Below are 15,646 nucleotides of genomic sequence, written 5' to 3' on the forward strand. Positions count from 1 at the left end.
TCAACCAACTAACGATTTGTCCATTCGAAAATAAAAGTCCCAAGATCATTCGATACTAAAGATCACAATGCAAAATAGCAAGGCATAGATGCAAGGTGTCTTCCAAAAAGTCATTTACGAGGTCCACCATCTACCATTGTTTACCAAATCGTTCCATCTAAAAGGGCAAAGTACCAAACAGAAACTCCTAAGAGCAAGTGCCAAGCGACGGTCCAAAAAACCCAATGAAACCACCTCATCGTTTCGCCCAGTCCAAAAAACTCATGGTCATTTAAATAATTCGGGAGAAATATACCACTCGTCCTTGTGTGGTAGGGTATCATCTGTGATAATTCATAGATGCATTAGGGATACAAGAGGATCCTAAGCGTCGAAGGCGTTAGCAATTGAGATCATCGAAGATATCCAAAACGATGAAGAGAATTAAGATTTTAAATTCGGAGTGATAAAAAATGGACCTTGGCCTCAAAGGCAAAGTTGCGCTTATTTCAGGAGGAACCAAAGGAATTGGTCGTGCTATTGCTGTGGGATTTGCAAAGGAGGGTGCCAACGTGGCATTCTGCGCCCGTAACCCCTCAGAAGTGGCTGAAACTCAAACACTCTTAAATTCACTTGGCGTTCGAGCGATGGGGACAACGCTTGACATAGGAAATGCACAAGGTGTTGCTGATTGGGTGGAAGCCAGCGCATCGGAACTTGGCGGCCTCGATATCGTAATTAATAACGTCAGTGCACTTGCCATACCTGACAGCGAAGAAAATTGGAAGCTCTCACTAGAGGTCGATCTAATGGGTACAGTTAGAATCTGCAAGGCCTCGCTACCCCATCTAATTGCTCGTGGCGAAGGATCGATAGTGAATATCTCAAGCGTGTCGGGGCGCGAAGCCGACTTTGCAGGTGGGCCATACGGAACTGTCAAATCTGCAATTATCGCCTATTCAGCCCACCTAGCCTTCACCTATGCTGACAAAAATATCCGTGCAAATACGGTTTCACCTGGTAATACTTACTTTCCGGGTGGAGTGTGGGAAAATATTGAAAATGGAAATCCGCAACTCTTCGATATGGCGATGGCGCTAAATCCAACGGGAAGAATGGGAACACCGCAAGAGAGCGCCAATGCTGTAATATTTTTATCAAGCCCCGCAGCGAGCAGAATCTCTGGTACCAACCTCGTCGTCGATGGGGCGCTAACCCGAGGAATTCAGTTCTAGCCGTAGAAACAAAGCGAGCAGTTTAATTGAAAAACCCCTTGATAATTAGCTACTTGATCCAATGAGAGCAATCATGAAAAGACCGCGGCTAAGAAATGTTGGAAATTATTTGAACTTCTCCGACGACTTCTTCAATCTAGAAAGATCAAGATTGACCCGCGTGGCCGATATCGCCGACATGCGAGAGCTTGCGCGACGTAGAGTCCCTAAGGGCGTCTTTGATTACGTCGATGGTGCTGCGGGAACCGAGGAGGCGCTAAGGCGTCAAAAAGACTATTACCTAAGGGCCGAGTTCACTCCCCGCCTACTAGTCGACATCTCTAAGATAGATACCTCTACCTCAATTTTAGGGGTGAAGAGTCCAATGCCCTTCGCGCTAGCTCCAACTGGATTCACCCGGCTGATGCACCATAGTGGAGAGGTGGGCGTCGCCCGAGGTATTAAGGATTCAGGCCTTCATTATGCCTTGTCAACGCTGGGAACAACCTCGATCGAAGAGCTAGCTAAAGCTGCGCCTTCCACGCGCAAGATCTTTCAACTTTACCTTTGGAAGGATAGATTATTCAACATTGAACTGCTCGAGCGGGCAGCAAGAGAGGGATATGACAGTGTCGCATTGACCTTAGATACGCCAATTGCTGGACTTAGAAATCGCGACGTTAGAAATGGTTTTACAATTCCACCGACGCTCTCTCTATCTTCATTGATAGATATTTCAATGCATCCGAGATGGTGGTTCAATCTTTTGGCTTCACCCCCTATTGAATTTGCAAACCTCAAATCCACTTCGGGCTCTGTAGCTGACCTAGTTGGGCAAGTCTTTGATCCCGCGATTACAGCCAAGGATATTCATTGGCTCAGAGAGCATTGGCAAGGAAAGATAATCGCAAAAGGGGTAACTACAACCGAGGATGCCCTCACCTTAGTAGACCTTGGGGTCGATGCCATCTGGATCTCCAATCACGGAGGACGCCAGCTAGAGATGGCACCAATACCACTGGAGGTACTCCCGAAGATTCGTGCTGGGTTACCTGCTGAATACGAAATCTATATTGATGGCGGAGTCACCACTGGAGCAGATATCATAGCCGCCATTGCCCTAGGTGCAAATGCCGTATTTATTGGTCGCGCTTATCTCTATGGACTCATGGCAGGTGGACAAGATGGCGTTGCAAGAGCACTTGAAATCCTCTCCAAGGAGGTCCGCACCCAAATGGGATTGATGGGTGTTACATCTATCGATCAACTTTCAGAGAAAAACGTCAAAATCAGACCTCGAGAGGGTCGATAAGGGAACTACAAAGGCTGACAGGCAGATGGAAAAAATAGAATTTAGACCAGAACGAGAGCAATTCAACTATACCTTCGGGGGAGCAAAGCCGCTATTTAAGGTCCGTCCAGGAACGATCATGGAACTCTGGTCGGAAGACGCTTTCAACTATGCCCTTCAAACACCAGCAGATCTCTCCAGTCAAAAGGTAGATCTGCGCTATGTCAACCCTCAAACAGGTCCTTTCTACGTGGAAGGCGCAGAGCCCGGCGATACCTTGGTGCTTCATTTCATCTCAATGAAGCCAGCACGCGACTGGGGGGTCTCTGCGGTAATGCCATTTTTTGGCGGCCTCACTTCAACAGATCGAACCGCAACCCTTCAGGATCCCCTCGAAGATACCACATGGATATACCATATCAATCGGTCAAAGAATACGCTTGAATATGATGCTCGCTTTAGTGAATTTAAAGTTGACCTTCCTATCGAGCCGATGCTGGGAACCGTTGGAGTTGCTCCCGGCGCTTCCGAAGTAAGAACTTCCCTTGTCCCGGAGCGCTTTGGCGGGAACATGGATACACCTGAGATGAGACCAGGGGTTACTTGCTTTTTAGGGGTAAATGTAGAGGGAGCGCTCTTTTCACTTGGAGACGGCCACTACCGCCAAGGAGAGGGCGAAGCATGCGGAACCGCAGTTGAAGGAGCCATGACCACCACTTTGATAGTAGAGCTGATCAAAGGTAATGCACCCCTTTGGCCAAGAATCGAAAGCGACGACCAGCTAATGGTAGTGGGGTCATCGAGGCCAATGGAAGACTCTTGGCGAATTGCACAAGTAGAGATGGTTCATTGGTTTCAAGAACTATTCGAGCTGCACCATATGGACGCCTACCAACTGCTATCGCAGATCTCAAAGGCGCCAATTGCCAATGTGGTAGATGCAAACTATAGCGTTGTAGTCAAAGTCGCTAAAAACCTTCTTCCAAGGGTATCCATCTACAATGATATTCACAACGAACTGAGAGCAATTGCCTCAAAGCTTGGGATTTGATCACCGGCGATTGATCTCTAACCCGCAATAAATATGGTCCGTACCTCAATCGCCAAAAACACTGCGATGGTAGCACTTCCGTCCTTCCCTTCGCCTAATCTGGACCAAAACATAATCTAGACCAAAACTCAGAACCTAAAAGTCAATCCCCAATGCGCCGCTAAGGTGAAAAACCCTAGATCCCATATCTGCCAGCTCGCGCAAGATCACTCGAAGGAACCGCGTGAGGATTGAAACACCAGAACCCGGCCACCGCCACAAATAACGCACCTGGGTTCTGACGATCTCACTCCAACGCGCCACGTGCCACAGATGACAATATCGACAACACTGGGTCGCTTGAGTGTCGCTTGAGGGTCGCTTAAGCGCCAATAGAGGCCGGAAGCTCAAAGTAAGATTGAGCCAAAGACGCCAAATAACCCAGATCAATCATAGCGCTCCAAGTAGCGTCCTCTATCTTTTGGATCTTAGTGCCTGGATCCAAAAGATAGGATTGGGAAGGATTCGCCCGTATAAAACCAACTTACATGGAATCTCCGATCACGCATAAGTTGGCAAAAACCATCGCATCCACTATTGCGATAGATCCCATATCGAGATCCTAGTCTTGATATGACTAGTAACGATATCTGACTGCAGCGGTCGCATCTAGGTCACCAATGCCCTGTAGGTAATTTGACTCTGCAACTCGCAACGAAGCAAATGTTTCGATGAATACCTGTCCAAAGGCGTCCATCAAAACTTGACTCCCTTTTAATGCCTCAACTGCTTGATCGACAGAGGTTGGAAAAGACGGTGAATCCTCAAATTCCCCTAAGTCAACTAACGTCCCACTTGTATCGCTACCGATCGAACGCAACTTTTCAATGGCCGCTGTCGCAACTGCAGCCATTGAAGCGCCCACTAGGTATGGCGAAGCACTTTGATCAAAGACTCCGATACGCCCAAAGGCGCCAACCTCCCCAGAGATCTCATTCGCAGGAACCAAAGAGATTGAAGAACTCGGATTAATGAGACCAGCCACTCTCTTTGACTTAGATCGTTGCTCTTTGGCGAATCTCAAATATGAGCCATAACTCGGTGCACCAATCGCGACAAGCGCATTCAATTCCGAGATCAATTCACGAAAAATTGCCTCGCCCTCTGGTGTTAGTCCTGCGAATTCGCTACCGGCTCCAAATAGATTCTTCCCAGAGCTTTGAAAGACAAATCTAACCTGACCACAATTATAAGGACCATCAATACTGACTGTCGGCGAGAAGGATGCTCTCAAGTCATGGTGCCGAGAGGCAATTCGAATGACGTGACGAACCAAACTTGCCACATCGCCAGCTCGAACGATATCGTACGAATCCGTTGAAACCTTAAACTGGCCAGAAGCAAAACCAGGAAAGATCTCGTTTACTCCAACGCCGGCTGCTTCCAAGTCTTCTAAGATCTCAAGACAATACGCGCCAACGTCCACCAAACGAGCCAACCCAAAAGAGGAACCCTCCAGAACGTTTGGAGTATCTTTTCCCTCTTTCGAGGCCTTGGAAGTAATCGGTTCAACAGACCATTCGACTTCAAAACTAATGCGTGCTACAAGGCCAATTTTGGAAAGTTCACCTTGTAGTCGGCCAGCAATGTTTCGATGACAGAGTTCATAGGCCGAACCGTCAAAGTTGAATCGCGACCCAGCTACCCAGGCCCATCCCGGATCGCCCTCTACCAAGGATAGGGATTCAATGTCTGGGAAGAGAAGAATTTCGTGTTCTTTTGAATATGCATTGGGAGCAGGGACGTCATTTACCATATGGGTGTCCAAAACGGGTGAGATCAATAAACCTTTAGACAGAACCGTATCTAGACGTTGAAAAGGAATCGCCTTGGCTCTTGCAATGCCAGAGTTATCGATAAACGAAATAGCAATAGCTCGGACATCGCTCTTTTCTAGATTGCGATGGACCCCATTTACTAACGATGAATTTTTTTGTCTCAGATCGTGGAGAAGATCGTTCACTTCAATCCTTTCTTAGGCTGAATTCGAACTCGATATTCAATCCAAATACCATCTACACCTTAGGCAATAGTATCGCCTTTGATCCGCTATCTCGAGATCTCCCTGCTATGACGACAAAGGATCTTACACGATGTTGCTCTTTGGTTCATAAAATACAAAAAGAAACCAACGCACTCTCCGCGGCCAAATCACCGACTCGTGCTTATAAGATTGACGAAATCGATAACCCGTACTAGTCAATTTAGGACTGTGGCGACCGTAGATCAAGGGGAAGAGTTGAAGAGAATAGGCATAACCTTTGGCAGGCAAAATGACCATAGGTACGGGATACATGTTGGCTACAGCGATGCTTTGAGCAAACTCAATGCGCTTTCAATTCTCGTTTCGGCGGCGCCAACCAATCTTTTGGAATCCCCCGAATCTGAAATAACGCTCTCGGAGTACGCCCGCTCCACAATGGACCAATTGGATGGACTGATAATTTCGGGTGGTTGGGATGTCGATCCCGCGTTATATGGCCAAGACCCTCATCCCAAACTAGAAACCATTGATCCACAAAGAGATCGCTTTGAGATGGCGATGATAGAAGCAGCTCTTTCGTCATCCAAGAAAATACTCGCGATCTGTCGTGGGATGCAAATATTGAATGTCTTCCTGGGCGGTTCGCTTTATCAAGATCTGGTCAGTGCTGGCTTTCATGACCACTCCAAGCCAAAACAAGAATACGACCTAGCCCATGCCATTCGATTCGAAAGTAATAGCGAACTTGGATCACAGATGAAAGGTGCCGAAATGGTAAACACACTTCACCATCAAGCGGTAAAAGACGTCGGTAAAGATGTTCATCCTGTCGCCTATAGTCCCGACGGCGTCATTGAGGCCATCGAAGGCAACAATCTGATGGGAATTCAATGGCATCCAGAGCGGCTATTCCAGAGGGACGATAGACATCTAGCTGGTTTCGAATGGGTTGTTTCCTAAACCTTAGATCCCTCAACAAAGATGGATACCTCCACATTTCAACCTCCAGATCGACAGAACAAGCCCTGTCGATAAATTTCTCCCATCTAAATATATCGATAACCATTCAAACCAAAAATGTCGATAGATTTAGGCTAACTTTATAGGGGATAAGAATAAATTTTCAGGGGGAAACAATATGTCAATGATGGACGTCGATCTAAATACATGGCGCCTTCTCGCCCATGCAGACACGCACTTTAGTGACGTTGAGATCGTCACGCAAACTTCTCCAACGACGACCCACCGCTATAGCTTTGGTGACTTCACAAAGAGAAGCAAAAAGCTGATGAACGTCTTAGACGGCCTTGGTCTTACAGAAAACGCAAAGGTCGCCACTTTAAGTTGGAACAACTATCGCCATCTAGAGTGCTATTTCGCAATTCCATGCACTGGTCGCATACTTCATACTTTAAATGCTCGGCTATCTTCAGAGGACCTAATCTTCATAATCAACGACGCAAAAGACGAAGCCATCTTCACGACACCAGATCTCGTCCCAGTTCTAGAAGCCATTGCAGAACAAATTCCCACCGTAAAAAAGATCATCGTGATGGACGACGTAATTCCTCAAAGCTCAATTGAGGGCCTTGAGTCATACGAAGAACTACTCTCGAACGCACTCGATGAGTACGACGAAAAACCTATTCCAGAACGACAGGCGGCTGGCCTATGCTACACATCAGGCACGACTGGACGGCCCAAGGGAGCGCTTTACACGCACCGCTCCACCTTTCTCCATGCATTAAATACAGCATCGCCCGCTGGCATGTGTTTTGGAATCTCAGATTGCATCCTTCCTGTAGTGCCGATGTTTCACGCATCAGCATGGGGAATGGTTCATGCGGCAATTGCCACAGGCGCAAAGATTGCATTTGCTTATCCTCATCTACACCCCAGTTCATTTGTGGATCTTCTGATAAACGAGGAGGTAACACTTGCTGCAGGTGTTCCTACTGTATGGATAGGTCTAGAAGAAGAATTACGATCGAGAGGCGAACTAAAACTAAGCCTCAGAGAGATAGTTTGTGGTGGATCGCAACCGCCGAAAGCACTCATTGCTAGATATAGAGACAACTTTAACATCCCAATCGTCCAAGCTTGGGGTATGACCGAAACCTCACCATTAGCGACAGTCGCCAGGCCAAAGCACTCCATGCGCCACCTTGGCGCAGATGAACTTCTAGAGCGGGTTGGAGGCCAAGCTGGGATTCCAGCACCAGGAATTGACGTAGCCCTTAGAGATGACGAATGGAGCCAAGTTGACTGGGACGGGACGTCAATGGGAAATCTCTACGTACGCGGACCTTGGGTAATCAGCGCATATCTACACGAACGTGGCGCCGACTCCTTCACAGAGGATGGATGGTTCAAGACAGGCGACGTAGCAATTGGATCTCCAGATGGCTATTTCGTCATAGCCGATCGCACTAAAGACCTAATCAAATCGGGCGGCGAATGGATCTCCTCCGTCGATCTAGAAGGCGCCCTAATGGCAATGCCAGGAGTTGTCGAAGCAGCTGTGATTGCTATGCCCGATGATAAGTGGCAAGAGAGACCCCTCGCATGTGTCGTTCTGGACAAAGATGCAACTATTGACATTGAATCAATAAAAGCTCATCTTGAAACTCAAGGATTTGCAAAATGGCAACTCCCCGACAAGGTCGAATTCATCGATCAGGTTCCTCGAACCAGCGTCGGAAAATTCGATAAAAAAACACTAAGGGCTAAATTCACGAGCCAAGACGAACCCGGCAGCTACAACAAGAACTAAGGGTACAAACAATTAGAGTCGATTTCGAAGCAATTATCTCTACTAAAACAACAGGAGTTTCCTAGTGTCCCTGTGGGATTCGAGGGATTACATGTGTGCACACTATTGCCAGATCATCGACATCATACTCGCGCTAGCGATCTTTAGACTGCTAAGCGCGATCTTTCTAGAGATCTTTCTAGATGAGATATGCCGTGACTTGGGTGGTTACCACCGTCGCGAATGAACTCGTAAAAGTTCAGTGACTTAGCATATGCGAACTTTATACCTGATGAGCTCAACCACTTATACTTTTGCCAAACCACTCACCAAAAGACAAAGATAGAAAGAAGCTATGACGCCTTCGTCACAGCCATATCCCCAATTGAGGACAGTTTTGATGAAAACTACAGAGAAACCCTAAATTAATCCTGCCACTCGATGCCCACCTTGGATATCAATGACAAAGTATTTACCAGGAAATACCCAATAATTATGCCACAAGGCATCTTCCGCGCCAAGTTGCAAAATAAAACATGATCCAATAGTTTCAAGGGCCAAAAGCGGAGTTGTCTCCGCCTTTGGCCCCATTTGATAGTACTTCGGGTGGGAAGTTTTGCTAGGCCATATCTACTATTGGCTTGTTTAGCTTCATTGCACCTGTTGAGCCATAGAAGGCTGCATCACCAAAGCTGAAGACTCCACCGTCGCTTGCGACTAACCAGTAGCCCTTACCATCTGGGGTTCCAAGAGCACAACGAGAGATCAAATCGTGCACGAACTAACCGGCTACGAGCAACCTAGCGAAATTTCGGCCTCGATGGAATTTCTGTTTCTAGAAAATCTTCTTAAAGCAAATACTCGCCTTGGAACGCCCTATCCAACTTGATCTATCTATATTTCGTTTATGCGCAAATATCGTCAAGAAATCATAGTTAGACTTCCCCGTTCACCTTGGTGAGATAAATAATCGGAGATACTAAAACCATTCTGAGGCTTTTGGGGAACTCTTAAACTGCTGCGATGGGATTTCGAGCAACATTCCAATCAAGCGTCTAACTTTAACTATCTCTCATAGGGTCGCAAGTTTTCCTGCGTGACCTCAAAGGGATAAACTTTGCGTAGTTATGGTGAATAACCATATGAATGCCAAGCTCCCTAAGTCTGAACCACCATAACAATTGCGCAATCCCGCTACGAGGAACGAGCGGTTACCGAATGTGGGTGTATTTGACCAATTGCACCCGAAAAGATCAACTCACTAGTCACCACCGAGCCACCATAGTTCTTGCATCAGATAAAGGCGTTGTCTATCACATCCGCACCAGTGGTGTTTCTGAGCCGGTTCACAAAGAGATCTACCGTCTCTTAGGAGTTAGTGATCCCCTTAAACGGATAAAGACGATTGCGACGCATTTGTAGTGTCCCAACGTAAGACCACATACTCAACTAGCTGGGAGAATAGGTTGATTTTAGGAAAGATGGGTTGGTGCAATTGAACACAACCTGGCACGATTCACTGCACGAATACGTGCTATTACAGAAACTGTTATCACCACACCAAAGCTTCGACGGTGTTACTTTCAGATCGCAGGACATATCACTCGTTCAGCTAGAAAAGTAATACTCCATCTTGAAGAACACTGGCACTATATGAATAAGTTCTTAGAGGCTCTTGATCGGATCAGAAAGTTTGAGATCGCCATCACCTGAACATCTGGTTACCTAACACACTGAATATTACTTGAAGGAACTGCTCTAGAAGACAAGGGATTAGGTCACTATGGCCAAAATGAGATTTCACAATCTCAAAAATAACCAAACAGGCTCAACCACAAAGGGAATAGCTCATATTTGGCACTCTGAAACCAGATTTAAGCCATAGACCCTCCGTCAAACCTAAATCAGTTCCGAAAAACCGACTTGGATTCACACCGAAGGGCTCAAGCTGGTCCATTTCTGTGGATTCAGGCTAAATAAGCTACGAAAAGCAATGGCTGATCGTAATGGTTTATACAAACTTGGAGGAAACGTCCAGGTAGATGAGTTCTTTTTGGGTGGTGAGAGCCATGGCGAAGGCTAAAGAGCAAAAGGAACGACACAAACGAATGTCCTAATTGGCGTATCGCTTAGCAATGGAGCTCCGATCCATTGCTTTATGGAAGTAATCAAAGACACCACCGCCAAATCATTCAAAGATGTTTTTGTAAAGCGTTTAGATTCTGACACGAAGCCGATAAGCGACGGTAATCCAAGTTATGGGGCATGTGCTCGAGAGCTTGGATTACCAAATTCGGTTACTTTATCCAAAGACGAACAGGCACATGCAACATTTAAATGGTTCAATACCCTGATTGGAAACTGCAAAAAATTTATCGACGGAACCTATCACGGACGTGAGGAACGTAAGCAACTTTACCTCGAGGAATTCGTTTACCGATTTAACCGAAGGAGGTTTGGAATGTCATTGGTCGAGCGACTTCTCAATACATGTGTGTTTGCGTCGCCACATCCGCTACTCCGGAATGGCTCTTGCTTGCGAAAGTTTATAAGTACGTATACGAATACAGCCAGGCGAGATCAGTGATTACAGCCCCGTAAAATGCACACAAAATCTCCTCCCCGGTGACGGCCTAGCATGGCTGTCCGCCCTTGGGGCCAAGATACCTGAGAACTGCCAACATAAAAGTGGTTCGGAATCACTTTTTGAGAAAAGACTCCGACGAAGAACGATCTCTGACGCCACGTTAGACTCATGCTACTCATAATGTTAAGATACATAATGCAAAGATCGGGCTCAAATTGAAGGAAGCCAAGCGATCAAATGCAAATCATGAACATTTAGGCTCTCATTAGATCGTACACCTGCAACATTGATGCTTTAACCAATTCGAAGAACCTTGCTCGTTCTAATTTGCCTTTATGACCGTTCGTAATACTTGATATGGGCTCCTTCTCCTTGGCAATTCTCGATGGTCGCTTTGATGCAAGAAATCGCTCAGCAGTCAAACCCTATGCGGATAAGTCGAACTTCTAAAATAGCTTTAGAAACACCATAGACACCATTTGATCGGGTATCGAACTAAGTTATCCATGCAATGAATCACCGAATAGCTCAACTAGAAACAAACATAAGTAAATCGCCATTAACCCTGATTGAGATCCCCAAATCCGGTCGGGTCTTCACGTCGCAGCGGCGCTTAGGACTTGGCGATTGTGACACAATGGGGCGCCTTCGCATTGATTCTGCGGTCCGCATAGCCCAGGATATCGCTGCTAGCGATCTAATCGACTCTGGCCTCTCCCAAGAGGGTATTTGGGTTGTCCGTCGAACCGCAATAGAGTTCTTAGGTGACGCTCGCTACCAGGACCTAATCAATGTCAGCACATTCTGTGCCGGAGTAGGAAGAGCATGGGCTCAAAGAAGAACAACTATTCAAGTTGAAGAAAAACCAGTCGTGGAGATATCTTCTCTTTGGATTCAGACCGACCCGATAACCCGCACCCCAAAGAGCACTTCAGACTCCTTCCTAGCCATCTTTGGTCCGTCAGCATTTGACAGGCAGGTTACTCACCGATTAGCACTTGATCCTCACACGACAGGCAAGAAACTCGATTGGACACCACGCTTCACCGACTATGACCTGCTGGGACACATAAACAATTCGACCTATTTCGAAGCCGCTGAAGAACTAATCAACCGATACGACCCACCGAAAAATGACCGTCAACACTTCACCGTAGTTGGAGAGTATCGTGCAGGAATTGAAATAGGACGACCTCTATCGATCGCTATCAACGACCTGGAAAGTGAGGTCGCTCAAATCGACTTCGTCTGTAATCAAAAAAGTGAATGTTCAATCTGGTTGGCTCAGAACTAATTCTGTTCTGCTTGAACCATGCTTTGCACCAAATCGACGTCAGATCTTCTGGGACCATCGCCAGCACCAGGCGTCTCTAGGATCAAATCCACATTTCGAAACCACTCGCTATTTACGAATTGACCCAAAGCGACCAAACCGATGTGTCCATCGCCCAAATTCTCATGACGGTCGAGGTTGGAACCACATGTTGACTTGGAGTCATTGAGATGTACCGCTCCAATTACATCTTTTTTGAACTTCTCCGCAAGCGACGAGCTAAAACGCTCCATCTCTTGGGATACGGTATAGTCACAACCGCTCGCAAAGAGGTGTTGGGTATCGACGCACAGCCCAACACGTACGCTCTGCGAGGTCGACACCAATAGTGCGAGCTCGCTTAGGCTCGATCCAACTGAGTCACCGGCTCCAGCACTATTTTCAAGAAGTAATCGCACTCGCTTGGTTCCCTCGAGTGCTTGATCAATGGCGTCAACGATCTGGTTCAAAGCACTGTCAAAGCCGGCGCCCTTATGGCTACCCACATGAAGCACGACACTCTCGACGCCTATCTCATCGCAATAGTTGACAGTCTCTTTCAGCAGTGCTTTGGACTTCAAATAGAGTTCGGGGTCAGGTGATGCTAGATTGATCAGATAACTCGCGTGGCTGACGATCTTAGATACGACTCCTGATGTTGCCGCCATCGCCACAGCAACATCACTAAACCCATTTAAAGAGATCCGCTGGGCCTTCCAGCCCCGAGGTGAATTCGAAAAGATTTGAATTACACCAGCGCCTATCTCCTCACCACGTGTAATGGCCTTGGCTACGCCGCCAGCACCAGATACGTGTCCACCTATCAGCCTTGTCATGTCGTTCCTCCGAAGTTAACAACCTAACCAAAATCTCTATAAACAGCTACCAACTAAAGAGATATATAGTCACTTTCAAATCAGGTGCTAAAAAAATGAGCTAAGTGAGCCAAGCAACTGAGCCAAGGAAGGTTAACTCGAACTTGCGACAAGGAAGCCAACTATCGGTGAAGGTTCGAGGCCACTATCGTGAACCAACTCTGCCTGATTTAGCTATCTCTGGGCTACCTCAGGGGTATTGTGCAAATCAATTGTGCAAATCAGTCTTCGGCTAATTCGTACCTAGCTGGTCCGAAAAGCTCCATTCGCACACTTCGATTTAGAGCCACCACGCTAGTTGGCGTACCTGCACTAACCCAAACAACATCAAAGTCCTCTAAGGCGCTATCAACGAATAATGTGACCTCATCGGGAAGCGACAATGGGCTAACAGCGCCCACGGAGTAATTGGTCCTCTGGTGGACTAGAGCTGGACTACCAATCCTAAGTTTCAAGTCGCCATGAACGAGTCGAACCTTATCGCGTGATACTCTTTTGATCGCAGATATCAACACAACAACTGTTGACGAATCAGAGACAAATACAATCGACTTGCCGATTGCACCGATCTCAACGCCTAGGGCTCGCGACGCATCCAAGGAAGTTGCCGTCGAATCGCTAAAGTCCACTACCTCCAAGTTATGCTTGGCTATATCAAAATTAACTTGATCTGGTTGCGACATCTTGAGCCTTAGTAGATGAAAATAGTTAATTCCTAGAGTACTCATTACAAGCACAATCCATCAAATGCACCTATTACCGCTAATTTGCTTTATGCTACTCTAAGGCGTTAAAAACCTAAAACACCAAAGTTCACTACGGCACGGCACTTTGCGACCTGCCTAGCAGATTAATAAAACTGGAGTACGTTAAAGACAATGTCGTCCCGATTGGAACTAGAGCTAACCAGTAAGAGGCCAGATGAAACCTGGACCTGGAGAAAAGCCGGGGCTAAAGAGCCTAAGGGAGTACTTTCAGGGTCATTACTTTACGAAGGAGCCAAAGTTGGCGATGTCGTAAAGGCTGAAGTAAATTTCGAAATCGATGGTATATACGTTGAGTCCGTGCATGCGCCCCAAAAGCGCGAGGAATCACGTAATAATATTATCGAGATCGTGCCCAAGCCCATTAGCACCTTCACCACGATCGAGCGAGCAAAACAATCTCGCTCTAAGGATAAGCCCCGCGGCCGAAAAGAAGAAGGTGGAGCTAGTACGGGCGAAGCTAAACCTAGAGGCGAGAGGCGAGAACGTCGTGATGGCGCGGACTCTAAGCCGCGAGAAAAGCGAGAATTCAAACCACGTTCCAACGACGACCGTCGTCCTGCCACAGAGGGCGCAGATGATGCCCAAAAGACAGGAAGTCGGCAACCACGTGGCGATGGCGCGAATCGCAAGCGCAACGAATCACCTAGGACCCCGAACAATCGACCGGCCCCAGTTCGCTTTGCGCGATTGACTCCCCAGAGTCACCACAGAAACGCTTTCCTTGCAGAGGTGCCTGAGGAGCAAAAGTCAATTGCAGAACAGCTAATGGCCGGCGGATTACCTGCTGTTAGAACAGCTATAGCAACCCAAAACCAAGAGCTTGCCAAAGAGTCTAAGCCTCCTATGCCATCGGATCCAATTCTCGCAATCGCAGAATCGCTTCTACCTGCATATGAGCGAGCATCTTGGCGAGATCGTGCTGAAGCCGCTCTAGCAATCGCCGACAATATCTCCATTCGCGATATCAAGACAGTAGTTTCATTCGGCGAACGAGTGGCTAAAGCCGAAGAGCTCGTCGAATTGCTCGGTCGACTAAAGGTACTACTTAAAGCTCGAACTGAAAAGCTTGAGTCAGAATGGGTAGCCCAAATAGAAGAAGCACTTACAGAGAACAAGAGCATCAAGGCTGTACGTGCCTCAACAAGAGCCCCTGACGTTAACTCTAAATTGCCAGAGGAACTCCTAAACCGCCTCTCTGAGGCCGCAAGCCAGACCTTGAGCCCGGCTTCATCACCGGACCACTGGAGCGCCATGCTAAGCGCCCTTGAGACGTCGCCGATTAGAAAGCTCGTTGTTCCAAGTGGCCTTCCGGAAAACTCACCAGTTGAACTACAGGCCCTCGCACAGCAGATGAGTGGCCGCATACCTCACCTAGCTGAACTCCTTGGAATAAAGATGCCTCCGCCTCCACGTCCCCGACGCAAAATTGGAGACCCAGTTGAAGCGCAAGCTCCAGTTGAAGCGCAAGCTCCAGTTGAAGCGCAAGCTCCAGTTGAAGCGCAAGCTCCAGTTGAAGCGCAAGCTCCAGTTGAAGCGCAAGCTCCAGTTGAAGCGCAAGCTCCAGTTGAAGCGCAAGCTCCAGTTGAAGCGCAAGCTCCAGTTGAAGCGCAAGCTCCAGTTGAAGCGCAAGCTCCAGTTGAAGCGCAAGCTCCAGTTGAAGCGCAAGCTCCAGTTGAGTAACTTACAAGTCTGACTAGAACAAGCAAAAGTACCCCCGTTCAAACGAAAGTTAGGATGGGGGTACTTTTTTATTTCAAAGATCCCGAACCACGGAGATACGACACTGAACGACGGA

The 15,646-nt window shown here is 47.4% G+C and carries 12 protein-coding genes and 1 pseudogene; 9 read left to right on the forward strand and 4 right to left on the reverse strand.

Annotated features, from left to right (window positions below; translation table 11 throughout):
* The first annotated feature begins 452 nt into the window (after nt 1-452).
* The 3 genes from ACIDITHRIX25_RS77240 to ACIDITHRIX25_RS77250 all read left to right on the forward strand — a co-directional run bounded on the left by ACIDITHRIX25_RS77240 (nt 453) and on the right by ACIDITHRIX25_RS77250 (nt 3,535).
* Nucleotides 453-1,214 (forward strand): SDR family NAD(P)-dependent oxidoreductase, encoded by a 762-nt coding sequence (locus ACIDITHRIX25_RS77240; protein WP_052604780.1) that lies wholly within the window; start codon nt 453-455, stop codon nt 1,212-1,214.
* Between the two features lie 73 nt (nt 1,215-1,287).
* Nucleotides 1,288-2,505, forward strand: coding sequence for an alpha-hydroxy acid oxidase (locus ACIDITHRIX25_RS77245; protein ID WP_160291733.1), 1,218 nt, complete (start codon nt 1,288-1,290; stop codon nt 2,503-2,505).
* Nucleotides 2,506-2,530: 25 nt separating this feature from the next.
* The gene (locus tag ACIDITHRIX25_RS77250) at nt 2,531-3,535 is read left to right on the forward strand and encodes an acetamidase/formamidase family protein (RefSeq protein WP_052604782.1); all 1,005 of its coding nucleotides are present in this window, start codon (nt 2,531-2,533) and stop codon (nt 3,533-3,535) included.
* Nucleotides 3,536-4,151: 616 nt separating this feature from the next.
* Here ACIDITHRIX25_RS77250 and ACIDITHRIX25_RS77255 read toward each other — a convergent pair.
* Nucleotides 4,152-5,537: a type I glutamate--ammonia ligase gene (locus ACIDITHRIX25_RS77255; protein ID WP_201733105.1), complete on the reverse strand. Its 1,386-nt coding sequence runs from the start codon at nt 5,535-5,537 to the stop codon at nt 4,152-4,154.
* 276 nt (nt 5,538-5,813) lie between these two features.
* Here ACIDITHRIX25_RS77255 and ACIDITHRIX25_RS77260 point away from each other — a divergent pair, with 276 nt between their 5' ends.
* Nucleotides 5,814-6,518, forward strand: coding sequence for a gamma-glutamyl-gamma-aminobutyrate hydrolase family protein (locus ACIDITHRIX25_RS77260; RefSeq protein ID WP_152625872.1), 705 nt, complete (start codon nt 5,814-5,816; stop codon nt 6,516-6,518).
* 184 nt (nt 6,519-6,702) lie between these two features.
* Entirely contained in the window at nt 6,703-8,331 is a 1,629-nt protein-coding gene (locus ACIDITHRIX25_RS77265) for a long-chain fatty acid--CoA ligase (protein ID WP_201733106.1), read from the forward strand.
* 598 nt (nt 8,332-8,929) lie between these two features.
* Here the strand turns inward: ACIDITHRIX25_RS77265 and ACIDITHRIX25_RS77270 are convergent.
* Complete coding sequence (locus ACIDITHRIX25_RS77270; RefSeq protein WP_201733107.1) at nt 8,930-9,088, reverse strand: hypothetical protein; 159 nt, start codon at nt 9,086-9,088, stop codon at nt 8,930-8,932.
* A 368-nt stretch (nt 9,089-9,456) separates the two neighbouring features.
* Between ACIDITHRIX25_RS77270 and ACIDITHRIX25_RS77275 the strand changes: the two genes are divergently transcribed.
* From ACIDITHRIX25_RS77275 to ACIDITHRIX25_RS77285, 3 genes and pseudogenes are all read left to right on the forward strand, one after another.
* On the forward strand, nt 9,457-9,732 hold the full coding sequence (locus ACIDITHRIX25_RS77275) for a hypothetical protein (protein ID WP_152625873.1): 276 nt from the start codon (nt 9,457-9,459) through the stop codon (nt 9,730-9,732).
* A gap of 550 nt (nt 9,733-10,282) precedes the next feature.
* Nucleotides 10,283-10,897, forward strand: a pseudogene (locus ACIDITHRIX25_RS77280) (IS1595 family transposase); the annotation flags it as partial.
* A 511-nt stretch (nt 10,898-11,408) separates the two neighbouring features.
* The gene (locus ACIDITHRIX25_RS77285; protein WP_201733108.1) at nt 11,409-12,191 is read left to right on the forward strand and encodes an acyl-ACP thioesterase domain-containing protein; all 783 of its coding nucleotides are present in this window, start codon (nt 11,409-11,411) and stop codon (nt 12,189-12,191) included.
* Here the strand turns inward: ACIDITHRIX25_RS77285 and ACIDITHRIX25_RS77290 are convergent.
* Both ACIDITHRIX25_RS77290 and ACIDITHRIX25_RS77295 read right to left on the reverse strand, forming a co-directional pair.
* Nucleotides 12,188-13,045: a deoxyribonuclease IV gene (locus tag ACIDITHRIX25_RS77290; RefSeq protein ID WP_201733109.1), complete on the reverse strand. Its 858-nt coding sequence runs from the start codon at nt 13,043-13,045 to the stop codon at nt 12,188-12,190. The two genes, ACIDITHRIX25_RS77285 and ACIDITHRIX25_RS77290, sit on opposite strands and share 4 nt — an antisense overlap.
* Before the next feature lie 260 nt (nt 13,046-13,305).
* Nucleotides 13,306-13,767 carry an aminoacyl-tRNA deacylase gene (locus tag ACIDITHRIX25_RS77295; protein ID WP_160291736.1) on the reverse strand — a complete coding sequence of 154 codons (462 nt, stop codon included), beginning with the start codon at nt 13,765-13,767 and terminating at the stop codon, nt 13,306-13,308.
* A 195-nt stretch (nt 13,768-13,962) separates the two neighbouring features.
* Between ACIDITHRIX25_RS77295 and ACIDITHRIX25_RS77300 the strand changes: the two genes are divergently transcribed.
* On the forward strand, nt 13,963-15,531 hold the full coding sequence (locus ACIDITHRIX25_RS77300) for a hypothetical protein (RefSeq protein WP_201733110.1): 1,569 nt from the start codon (nt 13,963-13,965) through the stop codon (nt 15,529-15,531).
* The last annotated feature ends 115 nt before the right edge of the window (nt 15,532-15,646 follow it).

The sequence above is a fragment of the Acidithrix sp. C25 genome (assembly GCF_904848545.2).

Coding starts and splice junctions, on each gene's coding strand:
- ACIDITHRIX25_RS77240 (WP_052604780.1), top strand. CDS start 453: ATGGACCTTGGCCTCAAAGGCAAAGTTGCGCTTATTTCAGGAGGAACC.
- ACIDITHRIX25_RS77245 (WP_160291733.1), top strand. CDS start 1,288: ATGAAAAGACCGCGGCTAAGAAATGTTGGAAATTATTTGAACTTCTCC.
- ACIDITHRIX25_RS77250 (WP_052604782.1), top strand. CDS start 2,531: ATGGAAAAAATAGAATTTAGACCAGAACGAGAGCAATTCAACTATACC.
- ACIDITHRIX25_RS77265 (WP_201733106.1), top strand. CDS start 6,703: ATGATGGACGTCGATCTAAATACATGGCGCCTTCTCGCCCATGCAGAC.
- ACIDITHRIX25_RS77275 (WP_152625873.1), top strand. CDS start 9,457: ATGCCAAGCTCCCTAAGTCTGAACCACCATAACAATTGCGCAATCCCG.
- ACIDITHRIX25_RS77285 (WP_201733108.1), top strand. CDS start 11,409: ATGAATCACCGAATAGCTCAACTAGAAACAAACATAAGTAAATCGCCA.
- ACIDITHRIX25_RS77290 (WP_201733109.1), bottom strand. CDS start 13,045: ATGACAAGGCTGATAGGTGGACACGTATCTGGTGCTGGCGGCGTAGCC.
- ACIDITHRIX25_RS77295 (WP_160291736.1), bottom strand. CDS start 13,767: ATGTCGCAACCAGATCAAGTTAATTTTGATATAGCCAAGCATAACTTG.
- ACIDITHRIX25_RS77300 (WP_201733110.1), top strand. CDS start 13,963: ATGTCGTCCCGATTGGAACTAGAGCTAACCAGTAAGAGGCCAGATGAA.